Origin of the sequence: Streptomyces diastatochromogenes, assembly GCF_002242805.1 — a bacterium.
Taxonomy (GTDB): domain Bacteria; phylum Actinomycetota; class Actinomycetes; order Streptomycetales; family Streptomycetaceae; genus Streptomyces; species Streptomyces diastatochromogenes.
Genome location: NZ_MCGQ01000026.1, coordinates 62,186 through 79,128 on the forward strand (window position 1 = coordinate 62,186; position 16,943 = coordinate 79,128).

18 protein-coding genes are annotated in these 16,943 nt (G+C 71.9%); 9 read left to right on the forward strand and 9 right to left on the reverse strand.

Annotated elements, in window-relative coordinates; genetic code table 11:
• The first annotated feature begins 63 nt into the window (after positions 1-63).
• The 3 genes from BEK98_RS28540 (at position 64) to BEK98_RS28550 (ending at position 3,164) form a co-directional block, all read left to right on the forward strand.
• Complete coding sequence (locus tag BEK98_RS28540) at positions 64-1,641, forward strand: ABC transporter substrate-binding protein (protein ID WP_094219555.1); 1,578 nt, start codon at positions 64-66, stop codon at positions 1,639-1,641.
• 82 nt (positions 1,642-1,723) lie between these two features.
• Positions 1,724-2,407 carry a uracil-DNA glycosylase gene (gene ung, locus BEK98_RS28545; protein WP_094219556.1) on the forward strand — a complete coding sequence of 228 codons (684 nt, stop codon included), beginning with the start codon at positions 1,724-1,726 and terminating at the stop codon, positions 2,405-2,407.
• A 235-nt stretch (positions 2,408-2,642) separates the two neighbouring features.
• On the forward strand, positions 2,643-3,164 hold the full coding sequence (locus tag BEK98_RS28550; RefSeq protein WP_094219557.1) for a tetratricopeptide repeat protein: 522 nt from the start codon (positions 2,643-2,645) through the stop codon (positions 3,162-3,164).
• A 24-nt stretch (positions 3,165-3,188) separates the two neighbouring features.
• Here the strand turns inward: BEK98_RS28550 and BEK98_RS28555 are convergent, their stop codons facing one another.
• From BEK98_RS28555 to BEK98_RS28565, 3 genes are all read right to left on the reverse strand, one after another.
• Positions 3,189-3,668, reverse strand: a complete 480-nt coding sequence (locus BEK98_RS28555) for a hypothetical protein (RefSeq protein WP_094219558.1) — start codon at positions 3,666-3,668, stop codon at positions 3,189-3,191.
• 115 nt (positions 3,669-3,783) lie between these two features.
• Positions 3,784-4,296: a DinB family protein gene (locus BEK98_RS28560; RefSeq protein WP_094219559.1), complete on the reverse strand. Its 513-nt coding sequence runs from the start codon at positions 4,294-4,296 to the stop codon at positions 3,784-3,786.
• Between the two features lie 43 nt (positions 4,297-4,339).
• The gene (locus tag BEK98_RS28565; protein ID WP_094219560.1) at positions 4,340-4,930 is read right to left on the reverse strand and encodes a TetR/AcrR family transcriptional regulator; all 591 of its coding nucleotides are present in this window, start codon (positions 4,928-4,930) and stop codon (positions 4,340-4,342) included.
• Positions 4,931-5,004: 74 nt separating this feature from the next.
• Between BEK98_RS28565 and BEK98_RS28570 the strand changes: the two genes are divergently transcribed.
• Together BEK98_RS28570 and BEK98_RS28575 are read left to right on the forward strand one after the other, a co-directional pair.
• Positions 5,005-6,180 carry an FAD-dependent monooxygenase gene (locus BEK98_RS28570; protein WP_094219561.1) on the forward strand — a complete coding sequence of 392 codons (1,176 nt, stop codon included), beginning with the start codon at positions 5,005-5,007 and terminating at the stop codon, positions 6,178-6,180.
• 10 nt (positions 6,181-6,190) lie between these two features.
• Entirely contained in the window at positions 6,191-7,102 is a 912-nt protein-coding gene (locus BEK98_RS28575) for a Gfo/Idh/MocA family protein (protein WP_094219562.1), read from the forward strand.
• Here BEK98_RS28575 and lnt read toward each other — a convergent pair.
• The 3 genes from lnt to BEK98_RS28590 form a co-directional block, all read right to left on the reverse strand.
• Positions 7,020-8,585 carry an apolipoprotein N-acyltransferase gene (gene lnt, locus BEK98_RS28580; protein ID WP_094219563.1) on the reverse strand — a complete coding sequence of 522 codons (1,566 nt, stop codon included), beginning with the start codon at positions 8,583-8,585 and terminating at the stop codon, positions 7,020-7,022. The genes BEK98_RS28575 and lnt overlap by 83 nt on opposite strands.
• Before the next feature lie 82 nt (positions 8,586-8,667).
• The gene (locus BEK98_RS28585; protein WP_094219564.1) at positions 8,668-9,150 is read right to left on the reverse strand and encodes a nuclear transport factor 2 family protein; all 483 of its coding nucleotides are present in this window, start codon (positions 9,148-9,150) and stop codon (positions 8,668-8,670) included.
• Between the two features lie 81 nt (positions 9,151-9,231).
• Positions 9,232-10,626 carry a hypothetical protein gene (locus BEK98_RS28590; RefSeq protein ID WP_244202036.1) on the reverse strand — a complete coding sequence of 465 codons (1,395 nt, stop codon included), beginning with the start codon at positions 10,624-10,626 and terminating at the stop codon, positions 9,232-9,234.
• Positions 10,627-10,749: 123 nt separating this feature from the next.
• On the opposite strand from BEK98_RS28590, the gene BEK98_RS28595 reads away from it, so the two are divergent.
• Positions 10,750-11,361 carry a DUF4291 domain-containing protein gene (locus tag BEK98_RS28595; protein WP_094219565.1) on the forward strand — a complete coding sequence of 204 codons (612 nt, stop codon included), beginning with the start codon at positions 10,750-10,752 and terminating at the stop codon, positions 11,359-11,361.
• Positions 11,362-11,400: 39 nt separating this feature from the next.
• Here the strand turns inward: BEK98_RS28595 and BEK98_RS28600 are convergent, their stop codons facing one another.
• The 3 genes from BEK98_RS28600 to BEK98_RS28610 all read right to left on the reverse strand — a co-directional run bounded on the left by BEK98_RS28600 (position 11,401) and on the right by BEK98_RS28610 (position 13,836).
• Positions 11,401-12,273 carry a YhjD/YihY/BrkB family envelope integrity protein gene (locus tag BEK98_RS28600; protein ID WP_244202037.1) on the reverse strand — a complete coding sequence of 291 codons (873 nt, stop codon included), beginning with the start codon at positions 12,271-12,273 and terminating at the stop codon, positions 11,401-11,403.
• Between the two features lie 179 nt (positions 12,274-12,452).
• Entirely contained in the window at positions 12,453-12,632 is a 180-nt protein-coding gene (locus tag BEK98_RS28605; RefSeq protein WP_094219654.1) for a hypothetical protein, read from the reverse strand.
• Positions 12,633-12,960: 328 nt separating this feature from the next.
• Positions 12,961-13,836 carry an undecaprenyl-diphosphate phosphatase gene (locus tag BEK98_RS28610; protein WP_094219566.1) on the reverse strand — a complete coding sequence of 292 codons (876 nt, stop codon included), beginning with the start codon at positions 13,834-13,836 and terminating at the stop codon, positions 12,961-12,963.
• A 272-nt stretch (positions 13,837-14,108) separates the two neighbouring features.
• Here BEK98_RS28610 and BEK98_RS28615 point away from each other — a divergent pair, with 272 nt between their 5' ends.
• From BEK98_RS28615 to BEK98_RS28625, 3 genes are read left to right on the forward strand one after another with little or no spacing between them, the layout of a single operon-like run.
• A complete protein-coding gene (locus BEK98_RS28615) occupies positions 14,109-15,257 on the forward strand; it encodes a Gfo/Idh/MocA family protein (protein WP_094219655.1) in 1,149 nt (382 codons plus the stop codon).
• Positions 15,254-16,183 carry a DUF6807 domain-containing protein gene (locus tag BEK98_RS28620; protein WP_094219567.1) on the forward strand — a complete coding sequence of 310 codons (930 nt, stop codon included), beginning with the start codon at positions 15,254-15,256 and terminating at the stop codon, positions 16,181-16,183. Before BEK98_RS28615 ends, BEK98_RS28620 begins: the two co-directional genes overlap by 4 nt.
• Positions 16,177-16,899, forward strand: a complete 723-nt coding sequence (locus tag BEK98_RS28625; protein ID WP_094219568.1) for a cupin domain-containing protein — start codon at positions 16,177-16,179, stop codon at positions 16,897-16,899. The genes BEK98_RS28620 and BEK98_RS28625 overlap by 7 nt, the downstream gene beginning before the upstream one ends.
• The last annotated feature ends 44 nt before the right edge of the window (positions 16,900-16,943 follow it).

Below are 16,943 nucleotides of genomic sequence, written 5' to 3' on the forward strand. Positions count from 1 at the left end.
AGAGCCCCGGACGCTGCGGTATGGTCTGCCGACCCTTGGTATGGCAGATCGAGGAGCGTGCGCGTGTTCAACCGGAACCGATTCCTGCGGAGAGTCGCGGCGATCGCGTCCATATCCCTGGTGGCGGGCTGCAGCCTGCTGTCCGACGGCGATCCCGGCAGCAAGGGACCCATCGTCGTGGGTACCACCAGCGCCCCCAGCACGCTGGACCCGGCCGGTGCCTGGGACGGTTCCTGGGAGCTGTACCGGAACATCTTCCAGACGCTTCTCGCCTACCCGAACGGTGCCACGACCCCGCAGCCCGACGCCGCCGAGAGCTGCTCCTTCACCGACTCCGGCAGCCGCACCTACCGCTGCAAGCTGCGCGCGGGCATGAAGTTCGCCGACGGCGACCCGCTGGACGCCAAGGCCGTCCAGCACTCCATCGACCGCATCCGCACCATCAACGCCCCCGGCGGACCCGCCGGCCTGCTCGGCAGCCTGGACTCGGTGGACGCGGTCGGCGACCGCGAGGTGGTCTTCCACCTCAACCAGCCCGACGCCACCTTCCCGTTCGTGCTGGCCACCCCGGCCATGTCCATCGTCGACCCCGACGACTACCCCGCGAACTCCCTGCGCAAGGACACCAAGGTCTACGGCTCCGGGCCGTACCAGTTGCAGTCCTACGAGGAGGGCGAGAAGGCCGTCCTGGTCCGCAACGACCACTACGACGGCTTCGCCAAGCGGCAGAACGACGAGGTGACCATCCGCTACTTCCAGGACTCGGCGAGCATGGTCAAGGCGCTGCGCGACAAGCAGATCGACGTCACCTACCGCGGTCTGGCCGCCGACGACATCATCGCCCTGCAGCGGCACGGCGACACCGACCTGCAGCTGGTGGACGGCACCGGCACCGACATCAGCTACCTGGTGTTCAACCCCAAGGACCCGTGGGCCAAGCAGCCCGCCGTCCGCAGGGCCATCGCCCAGGCCGTCGACCGGGGCGCCATCGCGCACAAGGTCTACAAGGACACCGTGGACCCGCTGTACTCCATGGTCCCCAAGGGCCTCACCGGCCACTCCACCGACTTCTTCGACGACTTCGGCGAGCCCAGCGTCTCCAAGGCCCGCAAGATCCTCCTGGACGCGGGCATCACCCAGCGCGTCCCGCTCACCTTCTGGTACACCACCGACCGCTACGGCTCCGAGACGGCCCTGATGTTCCAGGAGCTGAAGCGGCAGCTGGAGGACTCCGGCCTGTTCACGATCACCCTCAAGAGCCGCCCCTGGAAGACCTATGTGGTCGGCTACCAGAAGGGCGAGTACCCGGTGTTCGGCCGCGGCTGGTTCCCGGACTTCCCCGATGCGGACAACTTCATCGCGCCGTTCGTCGGCGAGAAGAACGCGCTCGGCACCCCCTACGACTCCAAGCAGATCACCTCGGTGCTGCTGCCCCGCTCGCGGGCCCAGGGCGACCGCGCCAAGGTGGTGAAGGACCTGGAGGCGGCCCAGCAGATCATGGAGAACGACGCCCGGCTGCTCCCGCTGTGGCAGGGGAGGCAGTTCGTGGCGGCCAACGACGACATCTCGGGCGGCGAGCAGGCCCTCGACCCGTCGACGATCATGATGATGTGGGAGCTGCACCGCAAGACCAGCTGGTGATTCCGGCGTGCGGCACCGGTTGTCAGTGGTCGCCTGTAGGTTCTGAGATCTGCAAGTGACCGCACATCGTGAGGACGTTGACGTGACCGACACCGCCATGCTGCCCGAGTCCTGGCGCGGGGTTCTGGGCGACGAGTTGCAGCAGCCCTACTTCAAGGAGCTGACCGAGTTCGTCGAGGAGGAGCGGGCGAACGGCCCCGTCTACCCGCCGCGCGAGGAGGTCTTCGCCGCGCTGGAGGCGACGCCGTACGAGAAGGTCAAGGTCCTCGTCCTCGGCCAGGACCCGTACCACGGCGAGGGCCAGGGCCATGGCCTGTGCTTCTCCGTCCGCCCGGGAGTGAAGACCCCGCCCTCCCTCCGGAACATCTACAAGGAGATGCACGAGGAGCTGGGCCTGCCCGTCCCCGACAACGGCTATCTGATGCCGTGGGCCGAGCAGGGCGTGCTGCTGCTCAACGCGGTGCTCACCGTCCGGGCCGGCGAGGCCAACTCGCACAAGGGCAAGGGCTGGGAGAAGTTCACCGACGCCGTCATCCGCGCGGTCGCCTCCCGGCCCGACCCGGCGGTCTTCGTACTGTGGGGCAACTACGCGCAGAAGAAGCTCCCGCTGATCGACGCGAGCCGGCACGTCGTGGTCAAGGGCGCGCACCCCTCGCCGCTGTCCGCGAAGAAGTTCTTCGGCTCCCGCCCGTTCACGCAGATCAACGAGGCGATCGCCGCGCAGGGCCACGAGGCGATCGACTGGCGGGTCCCGAATCTGGGCTGACGGGTGCGTGGGGCACGACTGCCCGCGGCCGCGGTACGACTCAGCCCGCGGCCGCTCAGTTCCCCGAGGGGCGCGGGCCGCATCCCCGTGCGGCTCCGCCGCGGGGCGCGACCAGCCCACCACGCCCCCGCGGCCGACCACCGGTCCACAGTGCAACGGCGCCGCCTGACCAGCAATCCTCGTGGGGCCGGTTAGCGTCGGGAGCGGACACACCGACGACGGCCCGGAGGGCACCGTGGCGGAGCGACAGGAGCAGGCGGCGCCGGATGCCGTGCTGACGCGGATCGGGCAGGTCGTGATGCTGCATCACGGCGGCGACCGCGAGGAGGCCCGGCACCGCTTCCTCCAGCTGTGGGCGGAGGTCGGCGAGCACGGCGCCCCGCTGCACCGCTGCACCCTGGCCCACTACCTGGCCGACACCCAGGACGACCCGTCCGACGAACTGGCCTGGGACCTCAGGGCGTTGTCGGCGGCCGAGGAGCTGGCGGACGGCCGGGGCGCCGGTGACCCGCTGAGCGTCCGCGCCTTCTTCCCCTCGCTCCACCTCAACCTGGCCGCCGACTACGTCAAGCTGGGCCGCGCCGAGGCCGCCCGCAGCCATCTGCGCCGGGCCCGCCGCGCCGCCGGCTCCCTGACCGACGACGGCTACGGCGACGGCGTACGCGCGGCGATCAGCCGCCTGGAGCTGCGCCTGGGGGACGACGACTCCCCGGACGGCGACTCCTGGCGACCACCGCGACAGCGGCCCACACCCTAGAGGCTGCATCTGCCTACGGCCGGCTCAATGGCCGTACGTCTGCTCGCAGATCACCGCCTCGGGGCTGTCTCCGCGCCAGCCGCCGTACTGCTTGCCGAGAGCGCACACGTCCGGGGCCTTCGGGACCGGCTGTGACACGTCCGGGAGGTCGACGCGCGGCTTGCGGGGGTGGTCCGGGTGGGGATGCGGGTGCGGCCGGGGGTGTGCGGGCGGGGCCGGTGGGCGGTGGGTGACCGGCGGTGCCGCCGACGCCCGGTGCGGGGCGGCGGACGGATGGGCGTGGTGCGGGTGCTTGGACGGGCCGACCATCGCCAGTGCCTCCCGCGCCGGTGCCTGCACCACCCGCGGCTCGGCACTGCCGTCCGGCCGGGGCGCGGTCGGCTGCGAGGGCGCGGTGTCCGGCGGGGGCCCGGGCGCCGCCGGGCTCGGTACGGTCACACATCCGGAGAGGGCCGAGACGGCCACGGTGACCAGGAGCGCTGCGGTGGTCGTCGTTCGATGCACCCGGGCAACTCTGGTGGGTCGGCCTCCGGATTGGCACCGCGCACCGGAGGTTGCGCCCCCCGCACGGGTGATCTCGTGCCCCGTACGGAGGGTTTCGGAGTGCCGAGGGTGACGTTCAGTCGCCGGTGGCGCCGTCGATCCGCTCGCGGACGAGGTCGGCGTGGCCGTTGTGCCGGGCGTACTCCTCGATCATGTGCGTGTAGATCCACCGGAGGCTGAACGGCTCATCGGTGAACCGGCTCTTCCCGTGGGAGAGGTCGTCGAGCGCGAAGCCGGCCGCGTTGCGCCGAGCCGTCTCGATCTCCGCCTGCCAGGTGCCGTGCGCCTCCTCCCAGGTGTCCGCCTCGGTGAGGTGGAACTCGCCGTCCCGGTCCTCCTCGGTGTAGTAGATCGGGCCGGGGTCGTCGCCCACCAGGACCTTGCGGAACCAGCCCCGCTCCACCTCGGCCATGTGCCGCACCAGGCCCAGGAGGGACAGCTCCGAGGGCGGTACGGACGCGGTCCGCAGCTGTGCGTCGGTCAGGCCCTCGCACTTCCAGGCCAGGGTCTGGCGGTGGTAGTCCAACCAGCCCTCCAGCATGGCGCGTTCACCGGCGTTCTGGGCGGGCTCCTGGCGTTCCGTCGTCATGCCCGCATCCTCGCAACACCGGGCGGGGTACCACCAGCGGGTTTCAGGTGCCCAGCATCCCGGCCAGCAGCTCCCGCAGTCCCTTGCGCACCTCCTCCAGGCTCGGCACCTCGGCACTGAAGGAACCGGCCGCGCACGAGAACATCAGCCCGTCCGCCCAGGCGACCAGCGACAGCACGTGCCGGGCCGGGTCGGTCGAGCCCACGGCGGTGAGCATCGCCGCCAACTGCTCCTTGAAGACGGCGCCGGTCGCGTCGTAGAAGGCGCGCAGCTCGGGGCGGCGGGTGGCCTCCAGGGCCAGCTCGTAGCGGGCGATCAGCAGCTCGCGGCCCCCGGTCACGGAGCGGTGCACCGCCAGGGCCAGTCCCTCGGCCAGCGCGTCGCGCCCGCCCCGCGGGTCCGGCATCTCCTCCAGCGCGAGCACCCGCGCCTCCCGCTCGGCGTGCCGCCGTACCGCGAGTTCCAGCAGCGCCTGCCGGGTGCGTGCCACGTTCGAGGTCGAGCCCTGCGGCAGCCCGGCCGCCTCGTCCACCGCCCGGTGCGTCAGGCCGCGCATCCCGCGCTCGGCGAGCAGGGCGAGGGCGGTGTCGGCCACGAGATCGGCGCGGGACGCGCTCGGGGTGCGTACGGACATGAGCCGACCCTACCCGTCTCACTACGGCTGTAGTAAAGTTGCGCTCACTACATCTGTAGTCTTCAGGAGGAGCCATGGCACAGCCGGCCCGCGCGATCGTCATCGGCGGCGGAATCGGAGGCCTGACCGCGGCCGCGGCCCTGCACCGGCGGGGCTGGGAGGTCACCGTGCTGGAGCGGGCCCGCTCGCTGGAGCCGGTGGGCGCGGCCATCTCGCTCGCCCCGAACGCCCTGCGCGCCCTGGACGTCATCGGCATCGGCGACGAGATCCGCGACCTGGCCAACTGGCAGGGCGACGGAGGCCTGCGCACCCCGGGCGGCCGGTGGCTGTCCCGCTCCAGCGCCGAGGCCGCCGCCGCCCGCTTCGGCGGCCCGCTGGTCCTGCTGCCCCGCACCACCCTCGTCGCCCGCCTCGCCGCCCTGCTCCCGCCCGGCACCGTCCGCACGGCCGCCACCGCGACCCTCGCCGACCCGGGGGACACGGCCCGCCCGGCCCGGGTGAGCGCCGGCGGCGAGGAACTGGAGGCCGACCTGGTGGTCGGCGCGGACGGCATCAACTCCCGCGTCCGCAGTGCGCTGTTCCCCGCCCACCCGGGGCCGGTGTACGCCGGGTTCACCACCTGGCGGGTGCTGATCCCGGTGCCCGGCGCCGAGTTCGCCTCGCACGAGACCTGGGGCCGGGGTCGCATCTGGGGCACCCACCCGCTCAAGGACGGCCGGGTCTACGCCTACGCGGCCGCCATGACCCCCGCCGGGGAGCGGGCTCCCGACGACGAGAAGGCCGAACTCGTGCGCCGGTTCGGGGACTGGCACGACCCGATCCCCGCCGTCATCGCCGCCGCCCGGCCCGAGGACGTCCTGCGCCACGACGTCCACCACATCGCCCGGCCCCTGCCCGCCTACCACCGGGGCCGCACCGTCCTCCTCGGCGACGCCGCCCACGCCATGCCGCCGACGCTCGGCCAGGGCGGCAACCAGGCGATCGAGGACGCGATCGTCCTCGCCCACAGTGCCGACGACCTCGCCGCCTACACAGCCGCCCGCCTCCCGCGTACGACAGCGATCGGGCGCCAGGCCGTCAAGGTCGCCCGCCTCAACATGGCGCGAGGCCGTGCCGTCGTCGCCGTACGCGACACCGCGATCGCCGCCCTGTCGAAGGCAGGTCCCGCGCTGTTCCTGCGGAGCTTCGACGGCATCGCCGACTGGCGGCCCCCGTATGCTTCCGAGCAGGCACACGCGGACAGGCGGTAGGGGAGCGCACGTGAAGGTCGGCTGCATCGGTCTCGGGGACATCGCGCAGAAGGCGTACCTGCCGGTGCTGAGCACCCAGGCCGGGGTCGACCTCCACCTGCAGACCCGCACGCCCGACACCCTGACCCGGGTCGCGGACTCGCTCCACCTGCCCGAGGACCGGCGGCACACGACCCTCGACTCCCTGCTGGAGGCGGGCCTCGACGCGGCCTTCGTGCACGCGCCCACCGTCGCCCACCCGGAGATCGTCGCCCGGCTGCTGGAAGCGGGCGTACCCACGTACGTGGACAAGCCGCTCGCCTACGAACTCGCCGACTCCGAACGGCTGGTGGATCTCGCCGAGGAGCGCGGTGTCTCGCTCTTCGTCGGCTTCAACCGGCGCTACGCCCCCGCGTACGCGCAGTGCCAGGACCACCCGCGCGAGCTGATCCTCATGCAGAAGAACCGGATCGGGCTGCCCGAGGAACCGCGCTCGATGATCCTGGACGACTTCATCCATGTCGTCGACACCCTGCGGTTCCTGGTGCCGGGCCCGGTCGACGACGTCACCGTCCGCGCCCGCACCGAGGGCGGGCTGCTCCACCACGTCGTGCTCCAGCTCGCCGGGGACGGCTTCACCGCGCTGGGCGTGATGAACCGGCTCAGCGGCTCGGCCGAGGAGATCCTGGAGGTCTCCGGGCAGGACACCAAGCGCCAGGTGCTCAACCTCGCCGAGGTCGTCGACCACAAGGGACAGCCGACGGTGCGCCGGCGCGGCGACTGGGTTCCGGTGGCCCGGCAGCGCGGCATCGAGCAGGCGGTCCTCGCGTTCCTGGAGGCGGTGCGCGCGGGCCGGGTGCTCAGCGCCCGTGACGCACTGGCGACCCATGAGCTGTGCGAGCGGGTCGTACGAGCGGTTCTCGACCCGTCCGGCGCTGCCTGAGCGCCCGCACGCCCTCGGTGCCGCACAGCGCGGCCAGCACCAGCAGCGCGCCGTGCACCGGCCAGTCGCCGTAGCGGACGTACGGGGTGACGCCGTGCGCGAGCGGTACGTCGTACACACGCGCGGTGCTCGCGCCGGTGCCGAGCCACGGTCCGAGGCGCTGCCCGCTCGGGCCGTAGACGGCGGAGACGCCGGTCAGCGTGGCGTGCACCATCGGGCGGCCGGTCTCGGCGGCGCGCAGCGCGGCCAGCGAGGCGTGCTGCTCCGGAGCCCAGCTGTGCTGGAAGGTCGAGGTCGCGGACTGGCCGAGGAGGACGTCGGCACCGTCCTCGGCGAGATGCCGGCTCATGTCCGGGAACGCGGTCTCGAAGCAGATCATCGGGCCGATGCGCAGCCCGTGCCCGACGTCCATCACGACCTGCTCGGTGCCGCGCCGCCGGTCCTCGCCCGCCGCCTTGCCGACGGAGGTGGCCCAGCCGAGCAGCGAGCGGGCCGGGATGTACTCCCCGAAGGGAACGAGACGCATCTTGTCGTACCGGGCTCCGGTCGGGCCGTCCGGGCCGATGAGGACCGAGCTCTTGTAGATGCCGGGCCGGTCCGAGCGGCGTGCGTCCACGTTGACCAGGATGTCCGCACCGGTCTGCCGGGACAGCGCCGCGATCCGCCGCGCCAGGTCGGGCCGGCGGCCCAGGTCGAAACCGACGCTGCTCTCGCCCCAGACGATCAGGTCGACGTGCTGTCCGGCCAGCTGCCGGGTCAGCTGCTCCTCGTGGTCGAAGCGCCGGTCGCCGCCGTCCATGACGCCGGGCTGTACGACGGCGATGCGGACGCGCCCGTCGATGTCCGGGCGGGGTGACCACACCCAGGCCGCCGAGGTGGCGGCCGCTGTGGCGACGAGCGAGGCAAGGGCGGGTATCCGGAACTCGCGCACGGCCACCAGCATGGCGACCGCGACATTGACGGCCACCACCAGGAAGCTGAGCAGCCACACCCCGCCCACCGAGGCCAGCCGCAGCGCCGGGGCCACCTGCCACTGGCTGGAGCCGAGCATGCCCCAGGGCCCGCCGAGGCCCTGCCAGGAGCGGACCAGCTCCACCGCCAGCCAGGCCGACGGCAGCACCAGCAGCGCGGCCACGCCCCGCCCCGGCGACGGCACCCCGCCCAGGAACCTGCGGACCAGCCAGCCCCAGGGCGCCCACAGCAGACTCAGCAGCCCGGCTATCAGGAAGAGGAACACATGCAGGCTCGGCAACAGCCAGTGGTGCACGGCCAGCATGAAACCGAAGCCGCCCCACCAGCCGTCGTACGCCGCCCGCCGCCCGGTCGGTGCCGAGCGCACCAGCAGGATCCAGGGGACCAGGGCGACGTACGCGAACCACCACAGCGAGGGCACCGGGAACGCGAACACGGGCAGAGCACCGGCGAGAGCGACGACGACGGAGCGCCGCCAGGAGGAGGTCAGCCAGCGGTCGATCGTCCTCATACGGAGTCTCCCTACCTGGGCTGCCTCCAGTGTGCGCGCCGGAAGCGATCTCCGACAGAGGGCACCGGGGCGGCTCAGCGGCTCACTCGGGCACGGCCGCCGGGCTGCGCTCGGGCATGCGGCGCCACTTCTCGTGCACGACGACCTCGCGCAGCCGCCAGCCGTCCCGCGTGCGCAGCAACCCGAAGTCGTACCGGCCGCCGCACACCAGGTCCGGCGCACCGGAGCCGCCGTCGCCCGCGAAGCGCATCGGGTTGAGGTAGTCGGCGCGCACCCGCGCGGTGTCCCCGGTGTCGTGCTCCAGGATCCCGAACCGCAGCCGCCGGTTGACGATCAGATGCTGCCGCATCGCGAACAGGTCCAGACTCTCGGCGAGCCACCCGGCCACCCGGCCGGCCTCGCCCTCGATACCGCCGGCGGAACGGTAGTCGGCCCGCCCGTCCGGCGTGAACAGCCCTCGGTACGCCGTCCAGTCACCGTCGTCCACCGCCGCGGCGTACTCGGTGACCAACTCGTCCACGGCCAGCCGGTCCATCACGGTAGCGAGCTCTACGCGCTGCGTCATCGGGACAGTGTTGGACATGGGGCGGCAGGTGCCAAGAGGCGTGCCGGACTATTAGGCCGCCCGAACCTGTGTACGCCTGTCTCAGCGAGGGATGCCCGCATCATCCAGGTACCGGTGCATGACGTCCGTGGGAAGGCCCGGGTTGCCGAGGGCGTGGGTGGAGAGCTCCGGATTCCCGCAGCTTCGGAGGATGAGGTCGACCGGCAGCGCGGGGTGCTCGGCCGCCATGGCACGTACGCGATCGTCGGGGTCGGCGAGCAGCCGGATCACAGCATCGACGGGCGCTTCGGGGTCGAGCCCCACCAGCCATCGTTTCTGTGGATCCGGGTCGTCGGCGAAGCGCTGTCCGTTGCCCGCGCGCGGGAAGTTGGGGTGGCGCAGCAGAAAGCCCTTGGTGATGACCTTGCAGTCCAGAAACGTCTGCAGCACCACCTCGCCGTCGACGGTCGGTTGGTTCTCGCACAGCAGGAGGCGCACGGCGTAGTCGTCGTCCTTCGAGAGCAGGTCGACGGCGTCGGCGGGCAGGTGCGGGCTGTAGGCGGCGCTGCGCCGCAGCAGGGTGTGGGCCGACCCGGCGCATCGGCGCAGGACGTCGGGATCGGCGCAGAGGCGGACCCATTCGACCGGATCGTGCCGGTCGGACGGGCTGATGGTGACGTCCATGGCGGTACGTTCGGTCTCCGTCAGCTCGGGCCGTACCGATACCTCCAGCCGTACGCGGTACGAGTCGTCGTCCGCCAACGTCATGACGATGTCGAGGGGAACATGGAGATTGGCCGCCAGCTCCCGCCGGTCCTCCTCTTCGGCGCTCACCGCGAGCTGTTCGGCGGTCGCCGTGCTCATGGCGCCGTACCGGATCACCTCCTGCCTGTGGAAGCCGCCGATTCCCGCGTCGAGCAGGAGGTCCGTGCAGCCCGCGTCATCGCGGCAGGCCTTGAGCATGGCCGCCTGACGTACTTTGTCGTCGGTGTCGCGGAGCAGACGGTCCCGGGTGTCCTCGGAGAGCAAGGTCCACTGGCGGCAGGCGGCCTGCCGAAGGTCCGCGTCCCGGTCGTCGGCGAGCCCGGCGACCAGGCTCGGAGCAGTGTGGCGGCCGAAGGCTGCGCTGCGGCGGACCCGCAGTTCCGGATCGGCGAGCAGGCGCTGCTGCGTGGACAGGGGCAAGGGCATGACGGGGATGCGGAACCCTTCGGGTCCGCCGGCCAGAGCATGGCGGACGCGTGGATCGGCGTCGTCCACGAGCCGGGCGCGTTGTTCCGCCGTCACCTCGGTGTTGTCAGTGAATGCGGTGCGCAGCCAGCGGTCGGGATGCGTGACGACGGCGTCGACCACCTCGTCCGGCAGAGCACGCCGGACGATCGTCTCCCAGGCCGCGATGGCCTCCTCGGACAGCAGCCGGGTCAGTACCTCGGCCGGCGCCGCAGGATTGCGCGCGATCGCCTCAAGGGTCTCGCGGTGACCGCGATGTCCGCTCATGGTGCCCCTCCCTGTTCGCCGGCCGGCGTCGCGGCCCGCGGATTCTGTGCATGACGCGTGTCCAAGGTCAACGTCGGCGATATTCGGTGGTGCGGGGCGCCGCCGGCAGCCGAACCTGTCCCTGTGAACGATCAATCAGTCGAATCCGAGCCCAAGTTCCGCATCCGGGCCCGGCACACGGACTCCACGGTCACCGTCTACCAGGCCTACCGCCCGGAGATAGGCGCCGCGGCGGCAGGCACCGGCCGCTTTCCGGCCTCCTGGAAGCGGGACCGGATGACGTGGATCAAGCCGTCCTTCCTGTGGATGATGTACCGCTGCGGCTGGGGCACCAAGGAGGGGCAGGAGACGGTGCTCGCCGTCGAGATCGCCCGCGACGGCTTCGAGTGGGCCCTGCGGCACTCCTGTCTGTCGCACTACGTGTCGGGCCTGCACGAGAACCAGGCCGCCTGGAAGAGGGAGTTGAGGCAGTCCCCGGCCCGTGTCCAGTGGGACCCGGAGCGGGACCTGCGCCTCAACCCGCTGCCGCATCGCTCGCTGCAGCTCGGCCTCGCGGGCGAGGCGGCCGCGCGCTATGCCGACGAGTGGATCGTCGGCATCGAGGACGTGACGCCGCTGGCGACGGAGATCCACGCGCTGGTACGGGCCGGCGACCTCGACCGGGCGGCGGAGCTGCTGCCGGAGGAGCGGCCGTACCCCGTGGCCGACGAGCTGCTCGCGCATCTGCGGGCGTAACCGTCGAGTTCGCCGGCCGGTGCCGGCCGGCCCCGGCCGTCAGTGGTCCGCGTCCTTGGCCCGACGATGAGCGACCTGTTCCCGTGCCGTGCGCCACCGTGACCGTGTCTGCTCGACCACGCTGTCCCACTGCCGGCGGACCTCGTGGTCGGAGGGACGGTGGCCCTGGCGGATCCGGATGAGCTCGTCGCATACCTCTCGCCCCAGTGCGGCCGATGCGACGAGCATGAGCATGGCGGCGAAGAGGGCCGAGAGCATCGCGAAGACGGCACCGACCACCCCGTAGCGTGCGGCGTAGGAGTTGAAGAGGTGCGGCAGATAGAAGGCTGTGCCCACGGAGTAGGCCACCGTCAGAACGGCTGCGGTGACGCCGAAGGGGATCAGGTCGGACCACGTGATCCGCTTCGCCGACAGGATCCAGCCGCTCCAGACCAGGAACACCGCGGTCACCGGTGCCTCGCACAGCGCGGTCGTCAGACCCAGCCCGTGCCCGTCGACGACGGCGGAGAGCCACCCGGTGATCACCGCGTAGCCGCCGAGGGTCAGGATCCAGCACAGGCCGTAGCGTGTGTTGCGCACGCTGAGGGGCTTCAGTTCCCAGGTCTGTTCGAAGAGCCGCTGCGAGGCTCGCGCGAAGCTCAGCGCCGAGATCGTCAGGAAGACCAGCCCGAAGATGCCCCCGCTCGTGCTGGTGCCCGTGGCGGGGGAGAAGAGGGAGTCGACCGCCTCGGCGCCTGCCCCGGTGAGGTGGTAGCGCTGGATGATCCGCTGCGCGGAGTCGTAGTGGACGACGTTGCTGAGGACGGCGCTGCTGAGGATGGCGAGCGGAACCAGCGCGGTGAGAGCGCTGGAGGCCAGGGCCATCGAGCGGTCGAATCCGACGATCTTCTGAAACCGGTTGATGACCCGCAACGCGAAGGCGGGACGCAGCCAGAACGTCAGCGTTCTGACGAGACGCTCGCGATTGATCCTCGCCGTCCTGCCCTCCGTGAAGATCGCAACTGGTGTGGCGGCGCGAGCCTAGAGGACGGTGACCGGGGTGATGAGGAACGACACGGCCGTGTGCCCGAAGCGGCGGGAGCGAGTGGCGCTCAGGCCGCCTCGATGATCTCTCCGCGGATGGCCTCCGCCCACTCGACCACCAACAGCTCGTACTCCGCGCGCTCCTGGGCCGACAGGGTGCCGCCCGCACGCAGCCACAGCGCCCGGATCTGCTCGTTGACCTCGGCAGCAGACCGCACGGAACCAGGGGGCAGGGAATCGGGGGACATGCGGACAAGCCTAGGGGCAAGCACTGACACTGCGCTACCGCGCCGCTACGCAGAACGTATGGGGTTGGTCACCGCCGATCGCGGCCGCGTTCTCGGTCGCGCCAGCCCAGAAGGCATATGCCCCACCCGGCTGCCGGGCGGAAGAAGTCGCGGCGACGGTGAAGCGCCGGTCCGCATAAGCCCGTTCGTCCCCCGGGCAGCCATCGAATCCGCAGGCCACGGCCGCTTCGGCGGAGTCCTCGGGCAGGTGGGAGAGGGCTCGTTCAGGTCCGCCCCGGCCGGCGCGCGGGAGATGTCCGAAACGGCAGGGGGCGGGGCGCCGGCGCCGTCAGCTCGCCGATTCCGCCGCGTGGGGGCTCAGGGCGCCCGCCGCCACCAGCGCGATGATGACGATGCCGAGGGCGACGCGGTACCAGACGAACGGCATGAAGCTCTTGTTGGAGATCCACTTCATGAACCAGGCGATCACCGCGTATCCCGACGCGAACGCGATCACCGTCGCGAACAGGGTCGGGCCCCAGTCGACATCGCCGCTGCCCACCGAGTCCTTCACCTCGAACAGCCCGGACGCCAGCACTGCCGGGATGGCCAGCAGGAAGGAGTAACGGGCCGCCGCCTCGCGCTTGTAGCCCATGAACAGGCCACCGCTGATGGTCGCTCCGGAGCGGGAGACACCGGGGATGAGGGCGCAGGCCTGGCAGAGGCCGAAGATCAGGCCGTCCTTGACACCGAGGTTCTCCAGCGCCTTGCGCTGCTTGGGCGCGCGGTGCCGCCCGCCGGTCTCGTCACGGGCCGCCAGGCGGTCGGCGACGCCGATCACCACGCCGACGACGATGAGCATCGTCGCGGTGATCCGCAGATCACGGAACGGCCCCTCGATCTGGTCCTTGAGCGTCACGCCGAGCACGCCGATCGGGATCGAGCCGACGATCACCAGCCAGCCCATCTGCGCGTCGTGGTTCCGCCGCATCGTCTTGTCGAACAGTGACCGGAACCAGGCCGAGATGATCCGCCCGATGTCCTTGCGGAAGTAGATCAGGACCGCCGCCTCCGTACCGATCTGGGTGATCGCGGTGAAGGCCGCCCCGGGGTCCTTCCAGCCCGAGAAGGCCGCGGTCAGCCGCAGATGCGCGCTGGAGGAGACGGGCAGGAACTCGGTCAGCCCCTGGACGAGTCCGAGGACGAGGGATTCAAACCAAGACATGAAGGTGCGACGTCCAAGCGCTGATGGGATACGTGGCGATGGGGATGCGTGGTGATCATGTGACGAGAGCAGCGTATCGGGCTCTGGAGACCGCCCGGGAACAGGGGTTCGCCGCCTGCTCCCTGGTGCGCGGCCGGACACGGAGGCCCCCAGGTCGCGCCGGGTGTTGACCGGCCCCGGCGCCTCCGCTTACGTTGCAGCGCAGGAGAAAGCGCTTGCTGCATCCGCCGCACCGCGCCGCCGCCGTCCCCGGAGGAGTGCTGAACCCGCCCATGTCCCGCTCGACATCCCCCTTCGCCGGCCGGCGCATCCGGGCGGCCGTCATCGGCGCCGGCGCCATCGGGCGCGGATCGCATCTGCCCGCGCTCGCCCGACTCGCCGAGGAGGGCGAGACGGAGGTCGTGGCCGCCGTCGACATCGACAAGGACGCCGTGGAGGCGTTCTGCGCCGAGGCGGGCATCCCGCACGCCTACACCGACCTGGACCGGATGCTCGCCGAACAGCGGCCCGACCTGGTCACCATCGGCACCCCGCCCACGCTGCACCGCGCACAGACGGTGGCCGCGCTGCGCGCCGGGGCCTGGGTGTGGTGCGAGAAGCCCCCGGTGCCCTCGCTCGCCGACTTCGACGCGATCGAGGCGGAGGAGGGCACCGGCGGCGGGCCGTACGCGTCGATCGTCTTCCAGCACCGCTTCGGCTCCGGATCCGAGCATGTGCGGCAGCTCCTCGCCGAGCGGGCGATGGGGCGCCCGCTGGTGGCCCACTGCCAGACCACCTGGTACCGGGACACCGCCTACTACGCCGTGCCCTGGCGGGGCCGCTGGCACACCGAGGGCGGCGGCCCCGCCATGGGGCACGGCATCCACCAGATGGATCTGCTGCTGGACCTGCTCGGGCCGTGGAGCGAGGTGCGGGCCATGGCCGGCCGGCTGGTGCACGACGTGGAGACCGAGGACGTCTCCACCGCACTCGTCCGCTTCGAGAACGGGGCGCTGGCGACCGTCGTCAACAGCGTGCTGAGCCCCGACGAGGTCAGCCGCATCCGTATCGACTGCGAACGCGCCACCGTCGAACTCACCCACCTCTACGGGCACGCCAACGACAACTGGCGCATCACCCCGGCCCCGGACGTGCCGTCCGAACAGGTAGCCGCCTGGCGGGACTTCGGGCCCGACGTGCCCAGCTCGCACCTCGCGCAGCTGCGGGAGCTGATCGCGAGCATGCGCGCGGGCGAGCGGCCGCGCAGCAGCGGGGCGGACGGGCGCACCAGCCTGGAGCTGATCACCGCGCTGTACAAGTCGGCGTTCACCGACACGACCGTACGGGCGGGCGAGATCGGGCCGGGCGACCCGTACTACACGGCCCTGCACGGCGACGCGCCCGGCTGGGCACCCGCGGCGGCCGAGGAGGTCCCGGCATGAGCGGCGGGCTGCGCCTCGTCCACGCGCACGGCGACCGGATCACGGTGACCGAACGGCTCACCGGCGTCGAGCTGTTCGCCTACGTCTACCGTCCGGAGGCGGCCTGGGAGGCGCCGAAGCCGTACCTCCACCCGGTCCGGACCCTGGCGGGCGACGTCGTCACCGACTACCGGCCCAACGACCACCGCTGGCACAAGGGCCTGTCCCTGACGGCCTCGCACCTGTCCGGGGCGAACCTGTGGGGCGGCAACACATACGTCCACGGGAAGGGCTATCTCGAACTCCCACAGCGGGTCGGCTCGATGGTGCACGTCGGCTTCGACGAGATCGTCGCCGACGAGGACCGGGCCGTCATCGCCGAGCGGCTGACCTGGCACCCGCACAGCGGTGAGCTGTGGGCCGAGGAGGCCCGCCGCGTCGAGGTGCACGATGTCGACCCGGCCTCCGGCTCCTGGGCGCTGACCTGGACGTCCGCGGTGACCAACCGCCGCGAGGAGCCGCTGCGCTTCGGCAGTCCGACCACCGCCGGACGCGAGATGGCCGGCTACACGGGCCTGTTCTGGCGCGGCCCGCGCGCCTTCCGGGACGGCCGGATCATCGGCCCCGACGGGGAGGGGCCGGAGCTGATGGGCTCACAGAGCCCCTGGCTGGCGCTGTCCGGCGAGCACGACGGCACCGACGGCCACGCCACCGTTGTCTTCGCGCACGCCCCGGAGAACGATCATTCCGGCGCTCAGGGCACCCACCCCGCCCACTGGTTCGTCCGCAACGACCCCTTCGCGGGCATCGCCCCGTCCTGGGCCTTCCACCGAGAGCTGGAGCTGGCCCCCGGCGACACCCTCACCCGCCGCTACCGCGTCGTCGTGGCCGACGGCGCCTGGGAGCGGGAGGAGATCGCCAAGTACCTGGAGGCGCACCCGTGGTGAGCGCCTACGGCGGGCTGCCCGGCGGGGTCGCCGTCTCGCGCCTGTGCGTCTACGACTGGCCCGCCGTCGACGGCCTGCACGGCGGAACCCCCCATCTGCACCTGGCCTGTTCGGAGGGGTACGTGGTCACGGGCGGGACCGGCGCCGTCCAGACGCTGACGGCGTCCGGGTACGAGGTGACACCCCTGACGGCGGGCACGGTCGCCTGGTTCACACCGGGCACCATCCACCGGCTGGTCAACGAGGGTGACCTGCGCATCACCGTCCTGATGCAGAACAGCGGCCTGCCGGAGGCCGGCGACGCGGTGCTCACCCTGCCCCCGGAGTACCTGACCGACCCGGACACGTACGCCGCCGCGACCACGATCCCCGCCGACGCGCCGGAGCGGGAACGGGAGCGGATCGCCCGCGCCCGCCGTGACCTCGCCCTGGAGGGCTACCGCGCCCTGCGCGAGGCCTCCGGCCCCGAGCCGCTGGCCGCCTTCCACCGGGCCGCCGCGGCCCTCGTACGGCCCCGGCTGGCGGAGTGGCGCGAGCGGTGGCGGCGCGGGGCGCGAACGGCCGCCGAGACCACCGGGGACCACCTGGACCGCCTCGAACGCGGCGACGTCTCCCACCTCGCCGACGCCGTCGTACGCGCCGAACAGCCGTCGGAGCAGGGGAAGTTCGGGATGTGCGGGCGGTTGGACGTGTACCGGTCTGAGGCGTTGTCGTAGGGGCGGGACACCATGCGTCGCATGACGCGCCTCACGATCGACTG